Source organism: Roseomonas alba (assembly GCF_019430885.1).
GTDB classification, from domain to species: Bacteria; Pseudomonadota; Alphaproteobacteria; order Acetobacterales; family Acetobacteraceae; genus Neoroseomonas; species Neoroseomonas alba.
Genome location: NZ_JAHYBZ010000003.1, coordinates 70,346 through 94,955 on the forward strand (window position 1 = coordinate 70,346; position 24,610 = coordinate 94,955).

At 68.9% G+C, this 24,610-nt stretch carries 20 protein-coding genes; 12 read left to right on the forward strand and 8 right to left on the reverse strand.

The genetic code is table 11. From position 1 onward, the window contains the following. Positions 1–106 precede the first annotated feature (106 nt). Positions 107–580, forward strand: a complete 474-nt coding sequence (gene greA, locus KPL78_RS09100; protein WP_219762628.1) for a transcription elongation factor GreA — start codon at positions 107–109, stop codon at positions 578–580. Between the two features lie 91 nt (positions 581–671). Continuing rightward, positions 672–1,919, forward strand: a complete 1,248-nt coding sequence (locus tag KPL78_RS09105; protein ID WP_219762629.1) for a threonine ammonia-lyase — start codon at positions 672–674, stop codon at positions 1,917–1,919. A gap of 505 nt (positions 1,920–2,424) precedes the next feature. Here the strand turns inward: KPL78_RS09105 and KPL78_RS09110 are convergent. Continuing rightward, entirely contained in the window at positions 2,425–2,901 is a 477-nt protein-coding gene (locus tag KPL78_RS09110) for an Lrp/AsnC family transcriptional regulator (protein WP_219762630.1), read from the reverse strand. A gap of 145 nt (positions 2,902–3,046) precedes the next feature. Here KPL78_RS09110 and trxB point away from each other — a divergent pair, with 145 nt between their 5' ends. The 4 genes from trxB to KPL78_RS09130 all read left to right on the forward strand — a co-directional run bounded on the left by trxB (position 3,047) and on the right by KPL78_RS09130 (position 6,954). Then, positions 3,047–4,021, forward strand: a complete 975-nt coding sequence (gene trxB / locus KPL78_RS09115; RefSeq protein ID WP_219762631.1) for a thioredoxin-disulfide reductase — start codon at positions 3,047–3,049, stop codon at positions 4,019–4,021. Continuing rightward, complete coding sequence (locus KPL78_RS09120; protein WP_219762632.1) at positions 4,021–4,914, forward strand: LysR family transcriptional regulator; 894 nt, start codon at positions 4,021–4,023, stop codon at positions 4,912–4,914. Before trxB ends, KPL78_RS09120 begins: the two co-directional genes overlap by 1 nt. Before the next feature lie 433 nt (positions 4,915–5,347). Next, the gene (locus KPL78_RS09125; protein WP_255568812.1) at positions 5,348–5,920 is read left to right on the forward strand and encodes a DNA-3-methyladenine glycosylase I; all 573 of its coding nucleotides are present in this window, start codon (positions 5,348–5,350) and stop codon (positions 5,918–5,920) included. Between the two features lie 62 nt (positions 5,921–5,982). Next, positions 5,983–6,954: a Bug family tripartite tricarboxylate transporter substrate binding protein gene (locus KPL78_RS09130; protein WP_219762633.1), complete on the forward strand. Its 972-nt coding sequence runs from the start codon at positions 5,983–5,985 to the stop codon at positions 6,952–6,954. A gap of 396 nt (positions 6,955–7,350) precedes the next feature. Here KPL78_RS09130 and KPL78_RS09135 read toward each other — a convergent pair whose 3' ends face one another. Both KPL78_RS09135 and KPL78_RS09140 read right to left on the reverse strand, forming a co-directional pair. Further along, entirely contained in the window at positions 7,351–8,433 is a 1,083-nt protein-coding gene (locus tag KPL78_RS09135; protein ID WP_219762634.1) for a malate/lactate/ureidoglycolate dehydrogenase, read from the reverse strand. Next, positions 8,430–9,404, reverse strand: a complete 975-nt coding sequence (locus tag KPL78_RS09140; RefSeq protein ID WP_219762635.1) for a Bug family tripartite tricarboxylate transporter substrate binding protein — start codon at positions 9,402–9,404, stop codon at positions 8,430–8,432. Before KPL78_RS09140 ends, KPL78_RS09135 begins: the two co-directional genes overlap by 4 nt. 130 nt (positions 9,405–9,534) lie before the next feature. Between KPL78_RS09140 and KPL78_RS09145 the strand changes: the two genes are divergently transcribed. The 5 genes from KPL78_RS09145 (at position 9,535) to KPL78_RS09165 (ending at position 15,001) form a co-directional block, all read left to right on the forward strand. Next, a complete protein-coding gene (locus KPL78_RS09145) occupies positions 9,535–10,728 on the forward strand; it encodes a patatin-like phospholipase family protein (RefSeq protein ID WP_219762636.1) in 1,194 nt (397 codons plus the stop codon). Between the two features lie 191 nt (positions 10,729–10,919). Then, complete coding sequence (locus tag KPL78_RS09150) at positions 10,920–12,134, forward strand: patatin-like phospholipase family protein (RefSeq protein WP_219762637.1); 1,215 nt, start codon at positions 10,920–10,922, stop codon at positions 12,132–12,134. A 47-nt stretch (positions 12,135–12,181) separates the two neighbouring features. Beyond that, the gene (locus KPL78_RS09155; protein WP_219762638.1) at positions 12,182–12,685 is read left to right on the forward strand and encodes a glycosyl hydrolase 108 family protein; all 504 of its coding nucleotides are present in this window, start codon (positions 12,182–12,184) and stop codon (positions 12,683–12,685) included. Positions 12,686–12,762: 77 nt separating this feature from the next. After that, entirely contained in the window at positions 12,763–13,929 is a 1,167-nt protein-coding gene (locus KPL78_RS09160; protein WP_219762639.1) for a fumarylacetoacetate hydrolase family protein, read from the forward strand. Between the two features lie 322 nt (positions 13,930–14,251). Beyond that, a complete protein-coding gene (locus KPL78_RS09165; RefSeq protein WP_219762640.1) occupies positions 14,252–15,001 on the forward strand; it encodes an alpha/beta hydrolase in 750 nt (249 codons plus the stop codon). Here KPL78_RS09165 and KPL78_RS09170 read toward each other — a convergent pair. Continuing rightward, positions 14,954–15,811, reverse strand: coding sequence for a Rossmann-fold NAD(P)-binding domain-containing protein (locus KPL78_RS09170; RefSeq protein ID WP_255568813.1), 858 nt, complete (start codon positions 15,809–15,811; stop codon positions 14,954–14,956). The genes KPL78_RS09165 and KPL78_RS09170 overlap by 48 nt on opposite strands. Before the next feature lie 57 nt (positions 15,812–15,868). Between KPL78_RS09170 and KPL78_RS09175 the strand changes: the two genes are divergently transcribed. Further along, positions 15,869–16,684: a tetratricopeptide repeat protein gene (locus KPL78_RS09175; RefSeq protein WP_219762642.1), complete on the forward strand. Its 816-nt coding sequence runs from the start codon at positions 15,869–15,871 to the stop codon at positions 16,682–16,684. 66 nt (positions 16,685–16,750) lie between these two features. Here KPL78_RS09175 and fzlA read toward each other — a convergent pair whose 3' ends face one another. The 4 genes from fzlA to KPL78_RS09195 form a co-directional block, all read right to left on the reverse strand. Beyond that, positions 16,751–17,419 (reverse strand): FtsZ-binding protein FzlA, encoded by a 669-nt coding sequence (gene fzlA / locus KPL78_RS09180; protein ID WP_219762643.1) that lies wholly within the window; start codon positions 17,417–17,419, stop codon positions 16,751–16,753. Positions 17,420–17,773: 354 nt separating this feature from the next. Next, entirely contained in the window at positions 17,774–18,283 is a 510-nt protein-coding gene (locus KPL78_RS09185; RefSeq protein WP_219762644.1) for a hypothetical protein, read from the reverse strand. Positions 18,284–18,412: 129 nt separating this feature from the next. Then, positions 18,413–22,948, reverse strand: a complete 4,536-nt coding sequence (gene gltB / locus KPL78_RS09190) for a glutamate synthase large subunit (RefSeq protein ID WP_219762645.1) — start codon at positions 22,946–22,948, stop codon at positions 18,413–18,415. Between the two features lie 7 nt (positions 22,949–22,955). Further along, complete coding sequence (locus KPL78_RS09195; RefSeq protein ID WP_219762646.1) at positions 22,956–24,395, reverse strand: NAD(P)-dependent oxidoreductase; 1,440 nt, start codon at positions 24,393–24,395, stop codon at positions 22,956–22,958. Between the last annotated feature and the right edge of the window lie 215 nt (positions 24,396–24,610).

Here is a 24,610-nt window from a genome sequence, read left to right on the forward strand (position 1 = left end):
GCCGTTTCGGCCCCCGTCCTGTCTCTCCCCCCCACCGACCGCCAGGCCTGGCAGAACCGGACCGAGGGCCGGGAGGGGGACAGTGATTCCTGGGGAAGGGTTCGCCGTGCAGAAGTTCCCGATGACCGCCGAAGGTCTTGCGCGTCTCGAGGAGGAGCTGAAGGTGCTCAAGTCCGAAGAGCGCCCGGCCATCATCCGCGCCATCGCCGAAGCGCGTGCCCATGGGGACCTGTCGGAAAACGCCGAATACCATGCCGCGCGTGAACGCCAGTCCTTCATCGAGGGCCGCATCGGCGAGCTCGAGGCCATCATCCCCTCGGCCGAGGTGATCGACGTCGGCCGCCTCACGGGCGACAAGGTGTTGTTCGGCGCGAAGGTCACCATCGTCGATGAGGAAAGCGAGGACGAGAAGACCTATCGCATCGTCGGCCAGTATGAGGCCGACATGAAGAACGGGTCGATCTCCGTCACCTCCCCGCTTGCCAAGGCGCTGATGGGCAGGAAGGTCGGCGATTCCGTCGAGGTTCCCGCCCCCGGCGGCGCCCGGTCCGTCGAGATTACCGCCGTCAAATTCGCCTGACCGCCTGCCAGATTACGCTGTGCGGCCAGGGCGCTCCGGGGTCTTCCCCGGTGCGCCCTTCGTCTTTCTGGTCCACCAACAAGGAAGTCCCATGTCCGCCGTGAATGCGATCCGCACCACCGAGGCCCCTGTCGCGCCGAGCGTCACGCTCGCCGACATCCGTGCCGCGGCCGAGCGAATTCGCGGCGCCATCATCCGCACACCGACCATCGAGAATCCGTCGGTGAACCGCGTGGCCGGCACGCGGGTCTTCCTGAAGCTCGACAATCTTCAGGCGACGGGTGCCTTCAAGGAACGCGGCGCGGCGAATCGCCTGGCGCTGCTGACCCAGCGCGAACGCGAGGCCGGCGTCATCGCCATGTCGGCCGGCAACCATGCGCAGGCGGTGGCTCGGCATGCACAGCTCGCCGGCGTGGCGGCGACGATCGTCATGCCGAAGTTCACGCCGTCCACGAAGGTGGTACGCACCGAATCCTGGGGCGCGCGCGTGGTGCTGCATGGCGAGACGCTGGCCGAAGCGGCGGCTCATGCGCATGAGCTCGCGCTGCGCGAGGGCCTGGTCTTCGTCCATCCCTATGACGATGCCGGCGTGATCGCCGGCCAGGGCACCATGGCGCTCGAAATGCTCGAGGACGCGCCGGAGATCGAGGCCCTCGTCATCCCGATCGGCGGCGGTGGTCTGTGCGCCGGCACGGCCACCGTCGCCGCCACGCTGCGCCCCGGCGTGCCGGTCTTCGGCGTCGAGGTGCAGGGCTATCCCGCCATGGCGCAGCGCCTGGCGGGCGAGCCCGTCTCGGTCGGCGGCCCGACCATCGCCGAGGGCATTGCCGTGCGCGACGTGGGCGAGATGCCGCTCAACATCCTGCGCCGCTGCCACAGCGAGGTGCTGCTGGTCCCCGAACGCGCCGTGGAACAGGCCGTCGCCCTGCTGGCCGAGGGCGCCAAGGTCGTGGCCGAAGGCGCAGGTGCCGCGGGCCTCGCCGCCGTGCTGACCTATCCCGAGCGCTTCAAGGGGCGCGTCGTCGGCACCACGGTCTGCGGCGGCAACATCGACGCGCGCGCGCTGTCCAACGTGCTGCTGCGGCAGCTCCTGCGCGACGGGCGCATCATGCGCCTGCATTTCGACATTCCCGACCGGCCCGGCGTGCTGGCGGATATCGCCAAGCGCATCTCCGATGTCGGCGGCAACGTCATCGAGGTGAAGCATCAGCAGCTGTTTGGCGCACCGACCGTGCAGAGCACGGAACTGCACCTGATGATCGAGGTGCGCGACGCGGCGCAGGGCGACGCGATCATCGCGGCGATGGAAGCGGCGGATTACGTGGTACGGCGCGGGTGAGACGCGCGACCGGAGAGGGGCTTTGCCCCTCTCCGGGCCTCACCCACCAAAGGCCACAGGGCCTTTGGAAACCGATACCTGGCGCCACGCATGAAAGATCGGCTGGGGATCGAAGCGAAACGCTCTGCACGACGCCTTGATCGTGTTCCCATCGCCGGATCGCGCGAACGCTTCCCGTTGCGTACAGTCCGCTTGGCCGAGGGTCGGCGGCCGGCCACCCAGGGTCAAAGGGCCTCTCACCGACTGATAGCGGCCAGCCCTACGAATGCCTTGATATCAGAGTCCTGCTTTCGTGCGCGGCAGCCCCACCAACCTCGTGCGCCATATCGCCGAGCCTTGCCGCTGAAAACGTCACCGACAGGGCTGGGCGGTATGTTCCGGATCGGGAACCGGCAAGCGCGCCCCTGCCCTTCCCCGGGCGCCCTGCCAACAAAGTGGGATCCAAGGGCCGTGGGCCCTTGGCGGGTGGGGTCCGGGGAGGGCAGAGCCCTCCCTGGCGGCGACTTCACCCGATCGGCACCCCTGCCGCGTCCTTCGCCGTCCGGATCGTCTGCAACGTCTGCACGCGCAGCACGCTCGGCGCGTTGGTCAGTCGGCTGGTGAGTTCGTTCTCATGTGCCGTGTCCCGCGCAACCAGGCGCAGCAGGAAGTCCCCGCCGCCGCGGATCATGTGGCATTCGCGCACTTCGGGCCAGGTGGTGGCCAGGACCTCGAAGGCTTCGAGGATGGCCTGCTTCTGGGATTCCAGCCCCACCAGGGCGAAGAAGGTGATTTCCCAGCCGAGCGCCACCGGGTCCACATCGGCGTGGTAGCCGCGGATGATGCCGGTTTCCTCAAGCCGCCGGACGCGGCGCAGACAGGGGGGCGCTGACAGGTTCACCCGCCGGGCCAGCTCGACATTGGTCATCCGCCCGTCCTGCTGGAGTTCGGTGAGGATATGCAGGTCCACCGAATCGAGGTCCGGTTCGGGTTCGCGGTTCATCGTGACGACTCGTATGCTTCGTTGCTCAGGCTCGGCCCCTGGCGCAATATCATTGCAGGACCCCAATCCATCAAGGCGTCGGGTTGTGGGGGCGCCGGGAGTGCCCGATATCGTCACACTGGCAACAAGCAATGGAATGCGTGCCTTGGCCGAGATTCACCGCACCCGTCTCCTGATCATCGGCGCTGGCCCGGCCGGTTATACGGCCGCGATCTATGCCGCGCGCGCAGGGCTGGCGCCGCTCGTGGTGGCCGGGCTGCAGCCGGGCGGGCAGCTCACCATCACCACGGATGTGGAGAACTACCCGGGCTTCGCCGAGGCCATCCAGGGCCCCTGGCTGATGGCGCAGATGCAGAAGCAGGCCGAGCATGTCGGCGCGACGGTCGTTTACGACATCGTGACCGCTGTCGACCTGTCGCGCCGGCCGTTCCGCGCGACCGGGGATTCGGGCGCGACCTATGAGGCCGAGGCGATCGTCATCGCGACCGGCGCGCAGGCACGCTGGCTCGGCATCCCGGGGGAGAAGGAGCTGGGTGGCTTCGGCGTGTCGGCCTGCGCGACCTGCGACGGGTTCTTCTATCGCGGCAAGGATGTCGCGGTGATCGGCGGCGGCAATTCGGCGACGGAGGAGGCGCTGTACCTGTCGAACCTCGCCCGCCATGTCACGCTGATCCATCGCCGCGACAGCCTGCGGTCGGAGAAGATCCTGCAGCAGCGGCTGTTCGCGAAGCCGAACATCTCGGTGCTGTGGGACACGGTGCCGGAGGCGGTGCTGGCGGATCCGTCCGGCCGCGTGCCGGTCGCGCGCGGCCTGGCGCTGCGCAATGCCAAGACGGGCGCAACGTCCGAGGTGCCGTTCGACGGCGTCTTCGTCGCCATCGGCCACGCGCCGGCGACGGCGCTGTTCGTCGGCCAGGTGGATACCGACGCCGAGGGCTATATCGTCACCACGCCCGGCACGACGCGCACATCCGTGCCTGGGGTCTTTGCAGCGGGCGACGTGCAGGACAAGGTCTATCGTCAGGCGGTCACCGCCGCGGGGACCGGCTGCATGGCGGCGCTGGAAGCCGAGAAGTTCCTTGCCGCCATGGATGCCGAGACGGAGCAAGCAGCCGCCTGATGCCGATCGACTGGGACAAGCTCCGCGTCTTCCACGCGGTCGCCGAGGCGGGGTCCTTCACCCATGCCGGCGAGACCCTGAACCTCAGCCAATCCGCTGTCTCCCGCCAGATCCAGGCGCTGGAGGAGGCGCTGACGGTCCCGCTGTTCCACCGCCATGCGCGCGGCCTGATCCTGACCGAGCAGGGCGAGGCGCTGAACCGGACAGTGCGGGAAGTCTTCGCGAAACTGGCGATGACCGAGGCCCTGCTGACCGAGAGTCGCGAGCGACCGGCCGGGCGGCTGAAGGTCACGACGACGACCGGTTTCGGCAGTGCCTGGCTGGCGCCGCGGCTGAACAAGCTGCTGGCGCAGCATCCCGAGATCAGCATCACGCTGCTGCTGGACGATGCGGACCTCGACCTGGCGATGCGCGAGGCCGATGTCGCGATCCGCATGCATCCACCGCGGCAGCCGGACCTGATCCAGCGGCATATCGCGACCTTCGGCTGGAAGGTCTGCGGGTCGGCAGCCTATCTCAAGACCATGGGGATTCCCCAGCGGGTCGAGGATCTCGATGCGCATCGGCTGATCATCTACGGCGACTACAGGCCGCCGATCGACAACATCAACTGGCTGGCCGAGGCCGGGCGCCGTCCCGGCACGCCGCGCCGCACCGCCATCGAGATCAACTCCCTGCCCGGCATCCTGGCCGCGGTGCGCAGCGGGCTCGGGATCGCGGCGATGCCCGATTATATCGGCGACCAGCTCGATGATCTGGTGCAGATCCTGCCGGAGGTGAAGGCGCCCCGCTTCGAGGCCTTCTTCGTCTATCCGGAGGAGATGCGGCATTCGAAGCGCGTCTCCGTGTTCCGCGATTTTCTCGTCGCGGAACTGGTCAATGCAACGGGCTGAACAGCCTGCCGCTTCGTTGCGCAGCCGGCTGTCACGCGCATCACACAAGGGTGAGCGAAAGGCATGCACCTCCTGCATATCGGGGTGGTGCATATCGAGAAACACGCATGTCGATTCCGGGATTAGGTTTTGGACATCCGGCGACTAGGTCGGAAGGGGTCCTACGGGATCCCTCGTCTCCCAGACGTGAAGCCTCCCTGTTGACTAGGCCCGGTCCCCCAAGGGGTTCCGGGCCTTTCTTTTGACGGCGGATCGGCTTCCGCTTCGGTGTAGCTGCACCGCGGGACCCCGATTCTCACGTGTGTCGAAGCCCCCTCTCTACAACCGAAGCGGCATGGTTTGCGGCGCAGCGCGCTCAGCGCCCGAACCATATGTTCTTGATTTGTTCAGGAATGCCTGCAAAGCTCTGCGCTTTGCTTCATGCAGTCATCACATGCTGGATCACGAATTCATGACCTCGGTCCATCGCTGCCGCTGGGCGGAGAATGATCCCCTTGAGCGTGACTACCACGATAGCGAATGGGGCGTGCCCCAGCGCGACCCGCGCGCCCTGTGGGAATGCCTGATGCTCGAAGGGTTCCAGGCCGGCCTCGCCTGGATCACCGTCCTGCGCAAGCGCGAGAACTTCCGCGCCGCCTTCGCCGGCTTCGACCCCGCAATCGTCGCCCGCTTCACCGAGGCCGACATCACGCGCCTGCTCGCCGATGCCGGCATCATCCGATCCCGCGCGAAGATCGAGGCGACCATCAAGGGCGCGCAGATCTTCTGCGACATGGAATCCCGCGGCGAGAGCTTCACCGATTTCTGCTGGTCCTTCACCGGCGGCACCGTCCTGCGCGGCGACGGCACGACGCAGAAGGCCTCCGCCGAGCTCGCCGAGCGCATCTCGAAGGAGCTCAAGCGCCGCGGCTTCAAATTCGTCGGCCCGACCATCGTGCAGGCCTGGCTGCAGGCCGTGGGCATCGTCAACGACCACAGCCTGGGTTGCTTCCGACGCGACGCTTGACGCTCCCGCCCCCGGCATCGTCCGATGGGGGCACGGCCTTCAGAGCCGACAGGGAGAACTGCATGACGTCCACGTCCCGCCGCGCCGTGCTCGCGGCCGCCGGTGCCACCCTTGCTGCGCCCGCCGTTGCCCAGGCCCAATGGCCGACCGGCCCCATCCGCTTCATCGGCATCTTCCCGCCCGGTGGCGGTACCGACATCCTCTCGCGCCTCTGGTGCCAGAAGATGAGCGAGATCTCCGGCCAGCAGTTCATCGTCGAGAACCGCTCCGGCAACGCCGGCAATGTCGGCACCGAGGCCATCGCCCGGTCCCCCGCCGACGGCAACACCATCGGCCTCGCCTCGGTGTCCTCGTTGTCCATCGCGCCGACGCTCTTCGCGCGACTGCCCTTCGATGTGCGGCGGGACTTCACCTACATCTCCGGGCTGTGGCAGCTGCCCAACCTGCTGGTGGTGAACAACGACCTGCCGGCGCAGACCGTCCCCGAGCTGATCGCGCTGCTGAAGGCCAATCCCGGTCGGTACGCCTATGCCTCCTCGGGCTCGGGCACGACGGTCCACATCTCGGGCGAGATGTTCAAGACGCTCGCGGGGCTCGATATCCTCCACGTGCCCTATCGCGGCGGCGCGCCAGCGCATATCGACGTCATGGCGGGGCGCGTGCACATGATCTTCGACAACATCCCGCAGGGCCTCGCCGAGGCGCGCGACGGCAAGGTGCGCGCGCTTGCCGTCACCAGCGCCCAGCGCAGCCCGCTGGCACCCCAGATCCCGGCCATGGCGGAATTCCTGCCGGGCTTCGAGATCACGTCCTGGGGCGGGGTGCTCGGACCGGCCGGCATCGCGCCGGCCATCGTGGACCGCATCAACACCCTGTCGAAGCGAGCCCTGGAAAGCCCGGACCTGATCGCCCGCTTTCAGGAATACGGAGCGACACCCTGGTACACGACACCGGAAGGCCTGGCCGACTTCCGCGCGGCGAACGAAGCGTCCTTCGCACCGATCATCCGCGCGTCCGGCGCGCGAGTGGATTGAGGCGGCGGGTTGGGGCGGAGCGGCGGCCCCGTTCCTGATCCTGGTGTCAGCGCGCCACGGCCGGCCACGCCTCGAAGACACCGCTGCCGGAAACCGGAGGGGCGCCGCCCCTCCGGGCCACGCCGCCAAGGGGCTTGGAGCCCCTGGACCGCAAACGATTGGTGCCGGGCGCGACAGGCTTTCCGGACCCACCAAGCGCGCTTGGTACGCAGGTGCGGGTTTCGGCGCCCATTCTGACAGCAGCGCCCAGCGCCAAGTTGAGGTTTGCAAAGGCCTTTCGGCCTTTGCTGGGGAGAGCCCGAGAGGGGCAAAGCCCCTCTCGGTTCCGCAGACGATCAGTAGGCCCCTCGGCCTTCGGCGAACGACGTTCGAAGGGGCGGAACCTCCTTCGCTCCGTCAGCGGATTTCCGGCACCGCATTGATCCCGAGACCGCTTGCCGCCTTTACCAGGTTCCCCCAGGTCGTCGCGTCCACCGGAATGCCGCCGGCGAGCCGCTTCGCCTTGGTGATGCGTTCCTTCTCGCCGGCCACCAGCACCGGGTTCTCGGGGTCCGCTGCGGGGGACGACTTCACGTCCGCGATCACCGCCGCGACCTCGGCGCGGAACTGCGACACATCCCCGAACCGCGCCGGGTCGACCACGAAGGCGAGCCAGGAATTGATGATCCCCTGGGTGCGCGATTCCGGCCGCCAGGCGGTCGCGCCGCCCAGCAGCGCGCCAGCCAGCAGTTCGCAGACCAACGCCAACCCGTAGCCCTTGTGCGCGCCGAAGGAGAGCAGCGCGCCGCGCGGTCCATCGCGATACAGCACGCCGGGATCGGTCGTCGCCTGCCCGGTGGCATCCACCAGCGCGTTCTCGGGCACCATGCGTCCCGCGTTGAACGCCACGCGGCACTTGCCGAGGGCGATGGCCGAGGTTGCGAAATCCAACACCAGCGGCTGGCCGCCCTCGACCGCAGGCGGGATGGTGATGCAGACCGGGTTGGTGGACAGTCGCCCATCCGAACCGCCGAAGGGTGCGACGGCGGGCGGGCCGGACACGCCGTTGACGAAGTGGACGGAGATCATCCCCGCCCGCGCCGCCTGCTCGCCATAGGTGCCGACGCGGCCGATGTGGTGGACGTTCCGCAGGCCCATCACGGCGTGGCCGTGCTGGCGCGCCGCCTCGATCGCCCAATCCATGGCGAGGCGCCCGACATGCTGGCCATAGCCCATCTGCCCGTCGAACAGCGCGAGCGACGCCTCCTGCCGGATCGGCATCGGCGCGGCATTGGGTGTCAGCTTGCCTTCGCCGACATGCTGCACGTAGCGCGGCAGCAGCATGATGCCGTGGCTGTCATGGCCCTGGAGGTTCGCCTCCAGCAGATGGGCGGCGACTTCCGCCGCCTCATCCGGCGTGGCGCCGGTCGCCGCCACGATGCTCCGCACGAAGTCGCCGAGGGCCTGCGCCTCGACGTGAACGGTGTCTGCTTCCGTCATGGTTCCTTCCAGGGGCGGCGCTGCCAGAGGCCGCGCAACTGCGTCTCCAGCGCCGCGACGTCGTTGCGGTAGTCGGCACCGATGCGCGGGGCGAGCGGCAGGCCGAGCCGCTCAGCCTCCCGCACGAAGTCGGTATCGGCAAGGGCCGCGCGGAAGGCGCCTTCCAGCCGCTGGCGTATCTCCTCGGGCAGGCCGGGCGGGGCGACAATGCCGCGCGTCGCGCCGCTGATCAGGTCGACGCCCTGCTCGCGGAAGGTGGGCACGTCGGGGGTGGCGGCCCAGCGCGTCGCCGCGGCCTGGCCCAGGCTGCGGATGCGCCCGTCGCGCAGCAGGGCGAGGCCCTCGCTCATGTTGAAGGCGCCGACCTGGAGATGCCCGCCGACCAGGGCGGTGGCGAGCGGCGCCATGCCGTTGAAGGGCACATGGGTCATCGCCGGGACGCCCATCTTTTCCTCGAAGCCGATGACCAGCAGGTGGTCGTCCGAGCCGATGCCGGTGGTGCCGTAGCTGATCTCGCCCGGCCGCGCCTTGGCCGCCGCGACCAGGTCGGCGAGCGTGCGTAGCGGCGAATTGGCGCCAACGAACAGCCCGCCCGGATCGTCCACCACATTCGCGATATAGGTGAATTCCATGGGGCGATAGCGGGTCGGGCGCTCCATCGGATAGGTGACGAGCGCCGGCACCGAGGTCGCCGCCAGGGTGAAGCCGTCGGCCGGCGCCGTGAAGGCGGCTTCCCAGCCGAGTTGCCCGCCGGCGCCGGCACGGTTCGTCACCACGAAGCGGGCGCCCGGCAGGTGGTTCTGCACCACGGGCAGGATCACGCGGGCCATGGTGTCCACGCCGCCGCCAGGCGGATAGGGCACGATCACCTCGATGGGGCGGTCGGCGGGCCAGGCGGCCAGCGCGATGCGGGGCGTGCCGAGCGTGGCCGCGGCAGCCGCGGTCAGCACGGTACGGCGGGTGCTGGTCATGACGTTGTTCCTCCGGCTCTTTCTGGTGACGCAAGAGTGGCCCGTCGCGGCCCCCGCCGCAATTGCAACGGGGGCGCGGGCCTGCCGTGCATCGCCTATCATCCGCGCGCGAATCGCCCTCGGAGCCCCTATGGCAGCACACCGCAGATCCTTCCTCGCCCTGGGCGGCACCGGCCTGCTTGCCAGCTGCGCGCTGCCGGTGCGTGGCCCTGCGGTGCCGCGGGGCCGGATGACGGAGGCGACGGTCATCGGCCTGCCGAACGAGCGCTTCAGCCTGTTCAGCCGGGCCGGCCTGCAGGGGCTGGAGGCCGAGTTCCAGGCCGCCGCCGAGCGCATGCGGCAGCGGCTGAACCTCGGCCCGACCGCGCCTCTGCCGCCGGTCAACCTTCTCGCAATCTCGGGCGGCGGAGAGAATGGGGCCTTCGGCGCCGGCCTGCTCTGCGGCTGGACCGAAGCCGGCAATCGGCCGGAGTTCAACCTCGTCACCGGGGTCAGCACCGGCGCGCTGACCGCACCCTTCGCATTTCTCGGCAGCGCCTACGATGCGCAGCTCCGCTCGGTCTATACGCAGCTGACGCTCGCCGAAGTGGCGCGCTCGCGCGGGTTGCTGCAGGCGGTCTTCGCGGACGGGCTCGCGGACAACACGCCACTGTTCCACACCATCTCCCGCTACATGACCGCGGAGATGCTGGCCGCCATCGCCGAGGCCTATCGCGGCGGGCGGCTGATGCTGATCGGCACCACGCAGCTCGATGCGCAGCTTCCGGTCATCTGGAACATGGGGGCGATCGCGGCGAGCGGGCATCCGCGAGCGCTCGACCTCGCGCGGCGCATCCTGCTCGCCTCGGCCGCCATTCCCGGCGCCTTCTCGCCCGTGATGATCGACGTGACGCTGGATGGCGAGGCGCGGCAGGAGATGCATGTCGATGGCGGCGCCTTCGCGCAGGCCTTCCTCTACCCGGCCTCGCTGGGCGCGGGGCGGCAGCAGCGCATCCGGCGCGGCACCGCGGCGCGCGACGTCGAGGCCTATGTCATCCGCAATGCGCGCCTCGACCCCGACTGGGCGGATGTGGAGCGCCGCACGCTCGGCATCGCGGGGCGCGCCATCGCCACCATGATCGCGGCCAGCGGCTACAACGACGTGCTGCGCATCTACGCCAACACGCAGCGCGACGGCATCGGCTTCCACCTCGCCTTCATCGGGACGGATTTCGACATGGAACTGCCCGCGCCCTTCGACCAGGGCTACATGCGCGCCCTGTTCGACTACGGCTTCCAGCGTGCGCGGCGGGGATATCCCTGGGCGTCGCGCCCGCCGGTGTAGGCGCCTGTCGCAGAAATCGGGTGAGACGACTTCTGACGTCCGGCGCCGGCCCGCACCCCCACCCGGCCACCCGACGACAATATCCTCGATGGTTGGCCGGGTTGGGGGTGCGGGCCAGCGCCGGACGTTCACGACAGACTCTGAGCCGTCCCCGCTTTCCCGCCGCGGATGCCCTGCGATACCCTGCCTCCATGCGATGGAGCCCGAACCCGAGAGACGTCGGCCGCCGCGTGCTGCTGGGCGGCACGGGCGCCATGCTGGCCGGCTGCGGTCTCGGCGAGCGCGGCGCGCCGGTGCCACAATCCGATGTCCGGCTTGCCACCGCGCTCGGCCTGCCGAACGAACGCTTCTGCGTCGCCGATCCCGAGGACCTGCCGCGCATCGTCGCCGAGTTCAACGAGGCGGGGCGCCGGCAGCGCCGCGCCTTCGGCCTCGGCCCGCGCGACCCGCTGCCATCGAGTTCGATCATCGCCTTCTCCGGCGGGGGCGAGAATGGTGCCTTCGGGGCAGGGCTGTCCTGCGGCTGGACCGAGACGGGGACCCGGCCGGTCTTCAACGTGGTGACAGGCATCTCAACCGGCGCGCTGACCGCGCCGCTGGTCTTCGTGGGTCCCAGCCGTGATGGCGACCTGCGCGAGGCCTATACGGGCCTGCGCGGGGCGGTGGACGTGCTGCGGGATCGCGGGCTGCTCGCCGCGCTGGTGGATGATGCGGTGTCGGACACCACGCCGCTCGCCAACACCATCGCCCGCTTCATGACCGAGGAACTGCTGGCCGAGATCGCCGAGGGCTACCGGGCGGGACGGCAGCTCATCATCGCGACGACCAATCTCGATGCGCAGCGGCCGGTGGGGTGGAACCTCGGCGCCATCGCGGCGAGCGGCGATCCGCGCGCGCTGTCCCTGGCACGCCAGGTGCTGCTGGCCTCGGCGGCCGTGCCGGGGCTGTTCCCGCCGGTGATGATCGACGTGACGGTGAATGGCCGTCCGCATCAGGAGATGCATGTCGATGGCGGCACCTATGCCCAGGCCTATCTCTATCCGCCGGGCCTCGGCGAGAGCCGCGAGGCACGCATCCGCCAGGGCCTGACGCCGGCAGAGGTCACCGCCTATGTCGTGCGCAATGGGCGGCTGACGGTGCAGGGCGGGCCGGTGCGCAGGCGTGCGCTCGACATTGCGGGCCGGGCGATCTCGACGCTGATCAGCGCGGCGAGCCTCGGCGATCTTTATCGCATCCAAACCGCCACACACCGCCACGGCATCGGTTTCCGCCTCGCCTATATCGAGGACGACTTCACCGCGGAGGAGAGCGAGCCCTTCGACCCGGTCTTCCTCGGCAGCCTGTTCGAGTACGGCTTCGCCAAGGCGCGCCGCGGCTATCCTTGGAAGAGCGGGCTACCGGTCTGAATGCGGCATCAATGCTGGCTTAACGGTGGCGACGCCACTCTGGCGCCATGCTCGACTCTCCGGACCGCTTCGCTGCCTGCGCCGCGACCACGATGGCGGAACACGGTGGCTTTCGTGCCCATGATCCGCTGCTCGGCGGCCCCTCGGCGCACGGCGTCGGGCTGGGCCTGCTTTCGGTCTGGATCGGCGGGCCGGCCGATATCGGCATGCTGCGGGCGCTGCGGAGCGAGGATGCGACGCGCATTTTGCGCGGCCTGGTCTGGGCACCGCTGGGTGCGGCCCGGTTGCCGGCGGGCGTCGATCTCGCCCTGTTCGCGTATGCGTTCGAAGCCGGGACGGTCAAGGCCATGGCCGATCTCCAGGCGGAACTCGGCGTGCCGCCGAGCGGCACCGCCGATGCCGCGACGCTGGACGCCGCGCGCGCCCGCTCCGCCTGCGGCCTGGCCAGCGCGATCCAAGCTGCTCATGCGTCCTGGCGCGGCCGGCGAGGCCTGCCATTCACATCGACCGCGATCCGCCAACGCAACCACGTGGCGCCCTGCCCGGCGTAACGGTCGCCCCCCCCCTTGGCAGACTGGCCCCGCCCCGTCAGCCTGCCACTGACAAGAATTTCGGGGAGGACCACCACATGCGGCTCGATCGATCCTGCCTGCCGGCTGATTTCACGCAGGGCAGCTTCGCCGCCCGCGTCATGACCGCCGCAGGGCCCTGCATCATCGGCTTCATCGGCGACGCTGCCTTCGACATGACGCCCGCCTTCGGCACCATGGCGCGCTGGATGGAACAGGATAGTCCCATCAGCTGTATCCGTACGCGCGGCGCACCGCTGGCGCTCGACCTCGACGGATTGCTCGCCAACTCCGCCCATGACGCGCGCGATCCCAACAGGCCCTGGTTGCTCGCGCCCATCGACCTCCAGGCGGTGAAGGCCGCCGGCGTGACCTATGTCCGCTCCATGCTGGAACGCGTCATCGAGGAACGCTGCCGCGGCGATGCCTCCCGCGCCGAGGCCGTGCGCGCCGAGGTCCGCGCCATCATCGGCGACGACCTTGCCGCCGTCGTGCCCGGCAGCGCCGAGGCGATGAAAGTCAAGGCCGCGCTGGTCGAGAAGGGCTGGTGGAGCCAGTACCTCGAAGTCGGCATCGGTGCGGATGCGGAAATCTTCACCAAATGCCCGCCCATGGCCGCGGTCGGCATCGGATCGAAGGTAGGGGTGCATTCCAATTCGCAATGGTCCAACCCGGAACCGGAATGCGTGATGGTGGTGAACAGCCGCGGCCGCATTCAGGGGGCCATGCTCGGCAACGACGTGAACCTGCGCGACGTGGAGGGGCGCAGCGCGCTGCTGCTGGGGCGCGCGAAGGACAACAACGCCTCCGCCGCATTGGGACCAATGATCCGTCTGTTCGATGAAGGCTTCACCCTGGAGGACATCCGGCAGGCGGAGATCACGCTGACCATCAGCGGACGGGATGGCTTCGCGCTGGAGGAACGCGGCGCGGTGGGATCCATCAGCCGCGACCCGGCCGACCTGGTGGCGCAGATGATCGGGGCGCATCACCAGTATCCGGACGGGGTGGTGCTGTATCTCGGCACGCCCTTCTCGCCATCCAAGGACCGCGGCGCGGCCGGAATGGGCTTCACGCACAAGGAGGGCGACGAGGTGCGCATCGGCAGCCCGCGGCTCGGCGTGCTGGTGAACGAGGTGGACCGGACGGATGAATGCCCGCCCTGGACCTTCGGGGCCGGGACGCTCTTCGCGTCGCTGGTGCGGCGCGGATTGCCTCGGCTGTGAGGGCAGGACCGTCGGAGAGGGGCCTTGCCCCCCTCCAATCATTCCCCCACCAAAGGCCACAGGGCCTCTGGAAACCGATACCTGGTGCCGGGCGGGACAGTCGTTCTGAAAGGCCAGAGCAGGCGCGGTGCCCCGCGCGGCATGTTATTCCTTGGCACGGTGCGCAACGCGCGCTCCGCCTTCGGGTCCACGATGGTCGCGCGGCGCCAATTCAGGGTGTCCAGCGGGCTTTCGGCCTGTGGCGGGCGCGAAGCGCTGCTTCGCGGTGCAGGAGAAGGGCAGAGCCTCTCTCCAATGCCGCCCGACGCTGTATCCTCGCGCCATGAAGGGCATGCTCGATCGCGGTGACGGCGTCCGTCTCGCCTGGGATCACCAGCCCGGAAACGGCATCGGGGTCGTCTTCCTCGGTGGCTTCAATTCCGACATGACCGGCAGCAAGGCCGAGTTCCTCGCCGGCTGGTGCGCCGCGCGCCTCACGCCTTATCTGCGCTTCGACTATTCGGGGCATGGCGCATCAGAGGGCCGCTTTGTCGATGGGACGATCGGCCGCTGGGCGGAGGATGCCGCGACGGTCATCTCGGCGCTGACCGAGGGGCCGCAGCTTCTGGTCGGATCGTCGATGGGCGGCTGGATCGCGCTGCTGCTCGCGGCGCGGCGGCGGGTCGCGCTGCATGCGCTGGTCGGCATCGCGCCGGCGCCCGACTTCACCGAGGATCTGATGTGGGATGAGTTCTCAGCCGAGGAACGCGGGACCATCCTGCGCGAGGGCGTCTGGCACCGGCCGAGCGAGTATGGCGACCCCTACCCCATCACGCGCGCGCTGATCGAGGATGGGCGGGATCACCTGCTGCTGCGCGGGGCGCTGGAGGTCGCGGCGCCGGTGCGCATCCTGCAGGGGCAGCGCGACCCCGACGTGCCCTGGCGGCACGCGCTGCGCATCGCGGCGGCGCTGACGACCGAGGATGTCCGCATCCACCTGGTCAAGGACGGCGACCATCGGCTGTCGCGGCCGCAGGACCTCGCGCTACTGGGCGAGACCCTGGCGCCGCTCCTCGGCCAGGATGGCGGCTAGGCCCTCGCGATAGGACGGGTAGCGCCAAGCGAGGCCGAGCGCGGCCTTGGTCATGGCGTTGGTGACACGGCGGCTTTCCGACCAGAAGGAGAGCGCCATCGGCGACAGGGTCGCGCGTATGTCCTCGAACGGAATGGCGGGCGGCGGGTCCATGCCGAGCAGGGCCGCGGCGTATGCGACGACAGCGGCGCTCTCCGCCGGTTCGTCATCGACCAGATGCAGCACGCGGGGCACGGGCGGACGGTCCTGCGTCATCGCCGCGAGCGCCGCCTGGGCGATGTCGTCACTGTGGATGCGGGTGAAGACATGGCCCGGCCGGACGATGCGTCGCGCCTTGCCCGCACGCAGATCGTCCAGGGCGGAGCGACCGGGACCGTAGATGCCGCCGGCGCGCATCAGGTCGAGCGGGACGCGGCCCATCGTGACGTCTCGCCAGGCCTGCTCGGCAGCCAGGCGCCGGCGGCTGCGCGGCTGCGCGGGCGTGGGCTCGGCGGTCTCGTCCACGCTGGCGCCAGCGCGGTCGCCATAGACGCCGGTGGTCGAGACATAGCCGACCCAGCGCAGCCCGCCCGCAGTGAGGGCCGCCTCCACCGCCGCGGCATGGGCTTCGAGCACCGGATCGCCGGTTTCGGTGGGTGGCGTCGTGATCAGAAGGTGCGTGGCAGCGCGGATCGCCTCGCCCGCCGCGGCGAAGGGAAGCACGCCTGGCGCGTCGGGCGCGCGCGAGGTGCCGGCGACGGCCCACCCGGCTGCGCGTGCGAGGCGCGCCACCGCGCCGCCGGCATGTCCGAGACCCAGAACGAGAAGCATGGCTGCCTGCATCGCCACGATCTGGCACGGCTGAGCGCCGGACACTAGATTGCGCACATGACGCCATTTCGCCTCTTGCTGGCAGGCGCCGCGATCATGCTCGTCGCGGCAGGAGGGGGTGCGTGGTGGTTCCTGGCCGGCGCGGATGGCGACGAGGTGTTGCCGACCCCGCCCGATCCGCCGCGTCTGGTGGATGTGCCGGAATACGAACGCTGCCTGGAAATGCTGGAGGACGACCCGGAAGGTGCGCGCGCCTTCGCCGATACCTGGTCCATGCAGGGCGGCGGCGAGGGCGCGGCCCATTGCGGCGCGCTCGCCCTGTTGAACCTGGGCGAGGCCGAACGGGCCGCCGAGCAGTTGGAACGCATCGCCTCCCGCAGCCAGGCCGGCATCGCGGCCCGCGCGGCCGTGTTCGGCCAGGCCGGCGAGGCCTGGATCGCCGCCGGGAAGCCACAGCAAGCCCTTGCGGCGCTGACGCTGGCCATCGCGCTGATGCCGTCCGATCCGGATCTGCTGACGGAACGGGCCATGGCCTCGATCGCTCTGGACCGCCCGGCCGACGCGCTGACCGACGTCGAACTGGTGGTCGCGGCCGACGGATCGCGGGCCGAGGCGTGGATCATCCGGGCCTCCGCGCTGCGCCGGCTGGAACGGCTGGCGCCGGCGGCCGAAAGCGTTGCCCAGGCGCTGCGGCTTGAGCCGGAGAATGTCGAAGGGCTGCTCGAACGCGGCATCATCCGCCAGGCGCAGGGCGATGCCGCAGGGGCGCGGACGGATTGGGAGAGGGTGCTCGAACTCGCGCCGGATAGCGCGGCTGCGGACCTCGCGGCACAGAATCTGGCGTTGATCGAGGCGGGTCCGGCGCGGCGATAGGCGGGCGCCTCTTGGGCAAGGTGCGCCCGAGAGGGGCGGCGCCCCTCTCGGTCCGCCAGCGTCAGGTCAGAAATCCAGATCGGCGTAGTGCGCCGGCGGCGTCACGCCGCTGACGCGATCCGTCAGCAGCGGCCGGAAGGATGGGCGCGACTTCATTCGCGCATACCAGTCCTTGGCCGATTCGTTCAGCGACCAGTCGATGTCGCCGATGAAGTCCAGCACCGAGAGATGCGCGGCCGCCGCCAGATCGGCCAGCGTCAGCGAGGTACCGGCGAGCCAGGGCCGCGTTTCCGCCAGCCAGCCGATATATTCCAGATGCGGGCGCAGATTGGCGTAGCCGGCGCGGATTGCCGTCGCATCGGGGTTGCCGCGGCCCATCAGCCGCTTCATCTGCTTCTCGTAGTGGAGATTGGCGCCGACCTCGGCGTGGAACTTGCCGTCGAACCAGGCGACCAGGCGGCGCACCTCGACGCGCTCGGCCAGTGTCCGACCGAGCAGCGGCATGTCCGGATAGGCCTCATCGAGGTATTCGCAGATCGCGGTCGAATCCGCGATGGTCAGGCCGTTGTCCTCCACCAGCACCGGCACGGTGCAGGCGGGGTTCATGGTCAGGAAATCCTCGCGCCGTTCCCAGACACGTTCGATGCGCATGTCGAAGGGGATGCGCTTCTCGGCCAGGGCGAGCCGCACCTTGCGGGAAAAGGGCGAGAGGGGAAGGTGGAACAGCAACCTCACAATCAGCCGCTTATGCCACCCGCCCTGCCGGGAGGCCAGGGCCCGGGCCCGAACTTTCGGACACCTTGCCGCGAAACGCGCCGTCGGAGAGCAGAAGGCGCTTGTGAAGCACCGCTGCTGTTGGAATCGGAAGGGCTCTGCCCCGCCAAAGACCCGAGGCCTTTGGAAACCGTCACTCGGCGCCGTGCGGTGCGGGCGCTCAACCTTCTCGCGGCGCCTGACCTGCGCAAGAGCGGGCTTCGGCACCGATCCTGTCGGCGGCGCCCGGCGCCAAGCCGGGGTCTCCAAAGGCCTCTCGGCCTTTGGAGCGGAGAGCCCGAGAGGGGCGAAACCCCTCTCGGTTCCAGAGTCGCGTCAGATCCGCCGGGCGCAGGCCAGAAAGGCTTCAGTCACCGCGCGGGTGCCGCGCAGGTCGGCCGACCAGGGCGCGACGTCCTCGCCAGGGAAGCTCACCTGCATGCGGTAGCCGCCGGCGAAGGCCTCGACGAAATTGATGAAGTTGCGGAAGGCCCCGCGGTAGGACGCCTCGATCATGTCGGGCCGGTTGGTCCCGGTGTAGTTGAGCTCGGCGCGCTGGCGGTCGATGCCGACGACGATGCGGCCTGTCGCACCCTGGCGGACATTCCAGGCCCGGTCGCCCACCTGGATGAAGCCATGCAGGTCACCGTTCAGCCGTTCGAGCTTGATCCAGAAGAAGCGGCCGACCGAATTGGCCTCGGTGCCCATGCCGCAAAGCGGACCGGCATTGCTCTGCGCGATATAGGCGACCCAACCATTGATGGCGGCGAGGTTCTGGACCTGCTGTGCAGAGGCCGGAACGGCCAGGGCCAGCAGGGCCCCGAGGGTCAGGATGAAACGGCGCATGGTGATCTTTCCCCTCCTGCGATGCGGCGGCGGCGCGCATCGGACGAGGAGCAGATTACCCCGCAGTCATCGAAACGGAAGAAGCCGGGTCACAGCCCGATGAATCACTTCACCGGGCCGTAACGCAGATCATTCCGCTGCGGCACGCGCCTCGGACATCGGCACCGGCAGGTACTTCGCGTATTCCTTCGGCACGACGTGCCAGAAGCGCTGCCGTTCCACCGCCCATTCGTTCAGCAGGCGGGCGGCGAAGCGGCTGCCGGTCTCCGCGACGTGCCGGGCGATCAGGTCGCACAGCACGCTTTCCCAGTGCGGATGCGCAAGGCGGTCCCACAGCAGGGTCTCGGGGTTGATGCGCAGGCCAAAGGTATCGTCGGCGTCATAGACGAAGGCGTGGCCGCCGGTGAAGCCGGCGCCGAAATTGTCGCCCACCGCGCCAAGGATCGCGACGGTGCCACCGGTCATGTACTCGCAGCCATTCGCACCGCAGCCTTCCACCACCGCAGTCGCGCCGGAATTGCGCACCGCGAAGCGTTCGCCCGCCTGGCCGGCCGCGAACAATTCGCCGGCCGTCGCACCGTAGAGGCAGGTGTTGCCGATGATGGTGTTCTCGTTCCAGACCAGCGGCGAGGAGGGTGCGGGGCGCACCACGATCGAAGCCCCTGACAGCCCCTTGCCGACATAGTCGTTGGCGTCCCCGAAGACCTCGAGCTTCAGACCGCGCACCGCGAAGGCGCCGAGCGACTGGCCCGCCGTGCCACGCAGCCGCACGGTCAGGTGGCCGGGCTGGAGGCCCGACATGCCGTATTGCCGCGTGATGCGGGACGACACCTTGGTGCCGATGGCGCGATGCGTGTTCCGGATATTGTACTGGAGCTGCATCTTCTCGCCGTGGCGGAACAGCGCGTCGGCGTCGCGGATCATCTCCGCATCCAACGTCTCCGGCACCTCGTTGCGGCCATCCATGGTCCAGTAGGAGGCATGCGGGCCGGCATCGGCCTGCACGAGCAGCGGGTTGAGGTCGAGGTCGTCGAGATCCTCCGACCCGCGGCTGACCTGCTGGAGCAGATCGGTGCGGCCGATGATGTCGGTCAGCTTGCGCACGCCGAGCGAGGCCAGGATCTCGCGCACCTCCTCCGCCACGAAGGAGAAGAGGTTGATGACCTTCTCCGGCGTGCCGGTGAACTTCTGGCGCAGCGCTTCGTCCTGCACGCAGACGCCCACCGGGCAGGTGTTGGAATGGCACTGGCGCACCATGATGCAGCCCATCGCCACCAGGGAGGCGGTGCCGATGCCGAATTCCTCGGCGCCGAGCATCGCCGCGATCACCACGTCGCGCCCGGTCTTGAGCCCGCCATCGGTGCGCAGCTTCACCCGATGCCGCAGCCGGTTGAGCTGCAGCACCTGGTGCGTCTCGGACAGCCCCATCTCCCAGGGCAGGCCGGCATACTTGATCGACGATTGCGGGGAGGCACCCGTACCCCCGGAATGGCCGGAGACCAGGATCGCATCCGCCTTCGCCTTCGCGACACCGGCCGCAATGGTGCCGATGCCCGACCGGCTGACCAGCTTCACGCAGACCGACGCATCCGGGTTGATCTGCTTGAGGTCGTAGATGAGCTGCGCGAGATCCTCGATCGAATAGATGTCGTGATGCGGCGGCGGGGAGATCAGCGTCACGCCGGGCGTGGAGTGGCGCAGCTTCGCGATCAGGCCGGTCACCTTGAAACCCGGAAGCTGACCACCCTCGCCGGGCTTTGCACCCTGGGCGACCTTGATCTCGATCTCGCGGCAATTGTTGAGATACTCGGCGGTCACGCCGAAGCGGCCGCTCGCGATCTGCTTGATCGCGGAGTTCGCGTTGTCGCCATTGGCCCGCGGCTTGGCCCGCGACGGGTCTTCGCCGCCCTCGCCGCTGTCGGACTTCGCGCCGATGCGGTTCATCGCGATCGACAGCGTCTCATGCGCCTCGGGGCTGAGCGCACCGAGCGAGATGCCGGGTGCGACCAGGCGCTTGCGGATCTCGGTGATGCTCTCGACTTCCTCGATCGCGACCGGGGTGCGGCCTTCCAGGCGGAAGTCGAGCAGGTCGCGCAGCGCCACGGGGGGCAGCTTCCGCACCGCGTCCGAGTAGCGCTTGAAGGTCTGGTAGCTGTCGGTCTCCACCGCCTTCTGCAGCGTGTGGATCAGGCTGCCGTCGAACGCATGGGTCTCACCGCGCCGGCGCAGCTTGTAGAGCCCGCCGACCGGCAGCGCGACCGCGCCCTCGGTCCACGCCTTGTCGTGCAGGGCAAGCACGCGCCGCGCGATGCCCGACAGGCCGATGCCCGAGATGCGCGACGGCGTGCCGGGGAAGAACTCGGCGATCAGGGCGCGGGAGAGGCCGATGGCCTCGAAGTTCATGCCGCCGCGATACGACGACAGCACGCCGATGCCCATCTTGGACATGACCTTCAGCAGGCCCTTGTCCACCGCCTTCTTGTACTTCGCGACCGCATCGCCCAGGCCGACATTGCCGAACAGGCCGCGGCGATGGCGGTCGGCGATGCTCTCCTGCGCCAGATAGGCGTTCACGGTCGTCGCGCCCGCGCCGATCAGCACGGCGAAGTAGTGCACGTCCATGCACTCGGCGGCGCGGACGTTCAGTGAGGTGAAGGTGCGCAGCCCGTGCTTGATCAGATGCGTCTGCACCGCGCCGACGGCGAGGATCATCGGCATCGCGGCGCGGTCGAAGCCCTGCGCCTCATCGGTCAGGATGACGTGGGCACAGCCGGAACGGACGCCTTCCTCCGCCTCGCGGCGGATGCGCTCCACGGCACGGCGCAACCCGTGCTCGCCTTCCTTCGTCGGCCAGGTGCAGTCCACCGAACAGACCGTGCTGCCCATGTAGTGGCGCATGGCCTCGAACTGCGCGTTGGACAGCACCGGGCTTTCCAGCATCAGCATGTCGCACTGCGCCGGATCCTCCTCGAGGATGTTCCCGAGATTCCCGAGCCGCGTCTTCAGCGTCATCACCCGCGTCTCGCGCAGCGAGTCGATGGGCGGGTTGGTCACCTGGCTGAAGGTCTGGCGGAAATAGTGGTGCAGGCCGCGATACTGGTTGGACAGCACCGCGATCGGCGTGTCGTCGCCCATCGACCCGATCGCCTCGGCAGCGTCCTCGGCCATCGGGTGCAGGATTTGCTCCAGCTCTTCGAGCGTGTAGCCCATGGCGAGCTGGCGGCGGCGCAGTTCCTCGATACCGAAATGGGCCCGTTCGTCGGCTTCCGCCTTGACGATCTCGTCGATGCGGGTGGTGAGCGCGGTCCACTTGCCGAAGGGCTTGCGGGCGGCAAGCAGGTCCTTCAGCGCGGCGTCCTCGTAGAAGCGCGCCTCCTCCAGGTCGACGGCGATGCACTGGCCGGGGCCGACGCGGCCCTTCCGGATCACGCGATCCTCGGCCACCTTCACCATGCCGGTCTCGGAGCCGACGATCAGCAGCCCGCCATCGGTGATGGTGTAGCGCATCGGGCGCAGACCGTTGCGGTCCAGGCCGCCGACCACCCAGCGGCCATCCGTCGCGGCGATCGCGGCCGGGCCGTCCCAGGGTTCCATCACGGCGTTGCAGTACATGAAGAGCTCGCGATGGCTCTCCGGCATGGTCGCGTTGTTGCCGACGCTTTCGGGGATCAGCAGCGCCTTGGCCATGGGGGCGTCGCGCCCGCCGCGGACCAGCAGTTCGAAGACATTGTCGAGCGTCGCGGTGTCCGACCCGCCCGCCTGCACGATGGGCTTGAGGTCGTCCATATGCGCGTCGAGCAGCGGATGGGCGAGCCGCGTCTCGTGGCTCTTCATCCAGTTGGCGTTGCCATGCAGCGTGTTGATCTCGCCGTTATGGGCGAGCATGCGGAAGGGCTGCGCCAGGCGCCAGGTCGGGAATGTGTTGGTGCTGTAGCGCTGGTGGTAGATTGCGAAGCGCGAGATGAAGCGCGCATCGAGCAGATCCGGGTAGAATTCGGTCAGGCTCTCGGCAAGGAACATGCCCTTGTAGATGACCGAGCGCGTGGACAGCGAGCAGAGATAGAGCTCGGGGATCTGCGCCGCGATGGCCTGCTTTTCGATGCGCCGGCGGATGACGTACATGTCGCGCTCGGCGGTCGCGATGTCGCGTTCCTCGGGATCCCAGATCAGGATCTGCTCAATCTCGGGGCGGGTCGCGTTCGCCTTCTCGCCGATGACGGCGACGTTGATCGGCACCTGGCGCCAGCCATAGATCAGGTAGCCGCCGGACAGGATCTCGGTCTCGATGATCTGGCGGCAGCGTTCCTGCGCGCCGAGATCGGTCTTGGGCAGGAAGACCATGCCGACCGCGATGCGGCCGGGGCGGACGCGGTCGCCGCCGCGCTGCACGACTTCCGCGAAGAAGTCCTGCGGGATCTCGATATGGATGCCGGCACCGTCGCCGGTCTTGCCGTCCGCATCGACCGCGCCGCGGTGCCAGACCGCCTTCAGCGCGTCGATGCCAGCCTGCACGACCTCGCGCGACGGCTTGCCGTCCAGCGCGGCGACCAGGCCGACGCCACAGGCGTCGTGCTCGGTCAGGTCGAGATGCGCGGCGGATTCCAGGGCCTCGCGGCCCCGCAGGAAGGATTCGGTGAATTCGGAACCGGATTCGCTGTGCGACATGGTGGCTTCACTCCGCCGCGATGGCCGGGGTCTCCCCCTGGGCCTGGATGTAGCTGTGGATCTGGTCGGCAACGTCGCGCCCGTCGCGGATGCCCCACACGACCAGCGAGGCGCCGCGCACGATGTCGCCCGCCGCGAAGACGCCGGGCAGCGCCGTCATCATGGTGCGGTAGTCGACCTTCAGCGTGCCCCAGCGCGTGACGGACAGCGCGGGCTCGTCGAAGGCCTGGGGCAGATCCTCGGGGTCGAAGCCGAGCGCCTTGATCACCAGATCGGCCTGGAGGTTGAACAGCGCGCCGGGGATGGGTTCGATCTGCTGGCGCCCCGTCGCGTCCGGCAGGCCGAGATGCATGCGCTGGGCGCGCACGCCTTCGACCTTGCCCTCGCCAAAGAAGGATTCGGGCGCGCCGAGCCATTCGAAGACCACGCCTTCTTCCTCGGCGTTCTTCACCTCGCGCATCGACCCCGGCATGTTCGCCTTGTCGCGGCGATAGAGGCAGGTGACCGAGGCCGCGCCCTGGCGCACCGCTGTGCGCACGCAGTCCATCGCGGTGTCGCCGCCGCCGACGACGACCACATGCTTGCCCGCAGCATCCAGCGCGCCGCTGTCGAAGTCGGGCACCATGTCGCCCAGGCCCTTGCGGTTGGACGCGATGAGGTAGTCGAGCGCGGGCACCACGCCGGCGAGATCGCCGCCCGGATTGGTGATGTCGCGCGCCTTGTACACGCCGGTCGCGACCAGCACCGCGGCGTGCTGCGCACGCAGCTCGGACAGGGGGATGTCCTGGCCGACCGCGACGTTCAGCCGGAACGTGATGCCGCCATCCTCGTACTGCTTCTGCCGGCGCAGGACGATGTCCTTCTCCAGCTTGAAGTTCGGGATGCCGTAGATCATCAGCCCGCCGGCGCGGTCATGTCGGTCATAGACCGTGACCTGATAACCCATGGTCCGCAGCCGTTCGGCCGCCGCCATGCCGGCGGGGCCGGCGCCGATGATGCCGACGCTCTGCGCGCGTTCCTTCACCGGCCTGGGCGGCTTGACCCAGCCTTTTTCCCAGGCGGTGTCGGTGATGTACTTCTCGACCGCGCCGATGGTGACGGAATCGAAGCCCTTCTCGATGACGCAATTGCCTTCGCAGAGCCGATCCTGCGGGCAGACGCGGCCGCAGATCTCGGGGAAGGTGTTGGTCGCCGCGGCGATCTCATAGGCTTCCTCGACGCGGCCCTCGGCGGTCAGCTTCAGCCAGTCGGGGATGTTGTTGTTCAGCGGGCAATGTACCTGGCAGAAGGGCACGCCGCACTGGGAACACCGCGACGCCTGGGAAGACGCGGCTTCCTGCGCGAAGGGCTGATAGACCTCGCCCCAATCGGCGCGGCGCGCGGCGGCATCGCGCTTGTCGGGCTGACGCTGCTGCAGGCGAACGAACTGGAGCATCTTCTCGGCCATGCGAACCCCCGCGGCGGCATCGGTCTTGCATACATCGGCTTGCGTCAGGTCAGGACGCGCACCGGGCCGTAGGCGGCCATGCCTCCAGGCATGATCGGTCCATGCGGCCTCGGTTCAGCGTCACATACGGCATGAAAAATCCCGACGCGAGTCCTTTCTGCGCCGATTGGTCAGTTTTCGTGTCCTAAATACTTCGCAATATGCGTCGCGCCGGC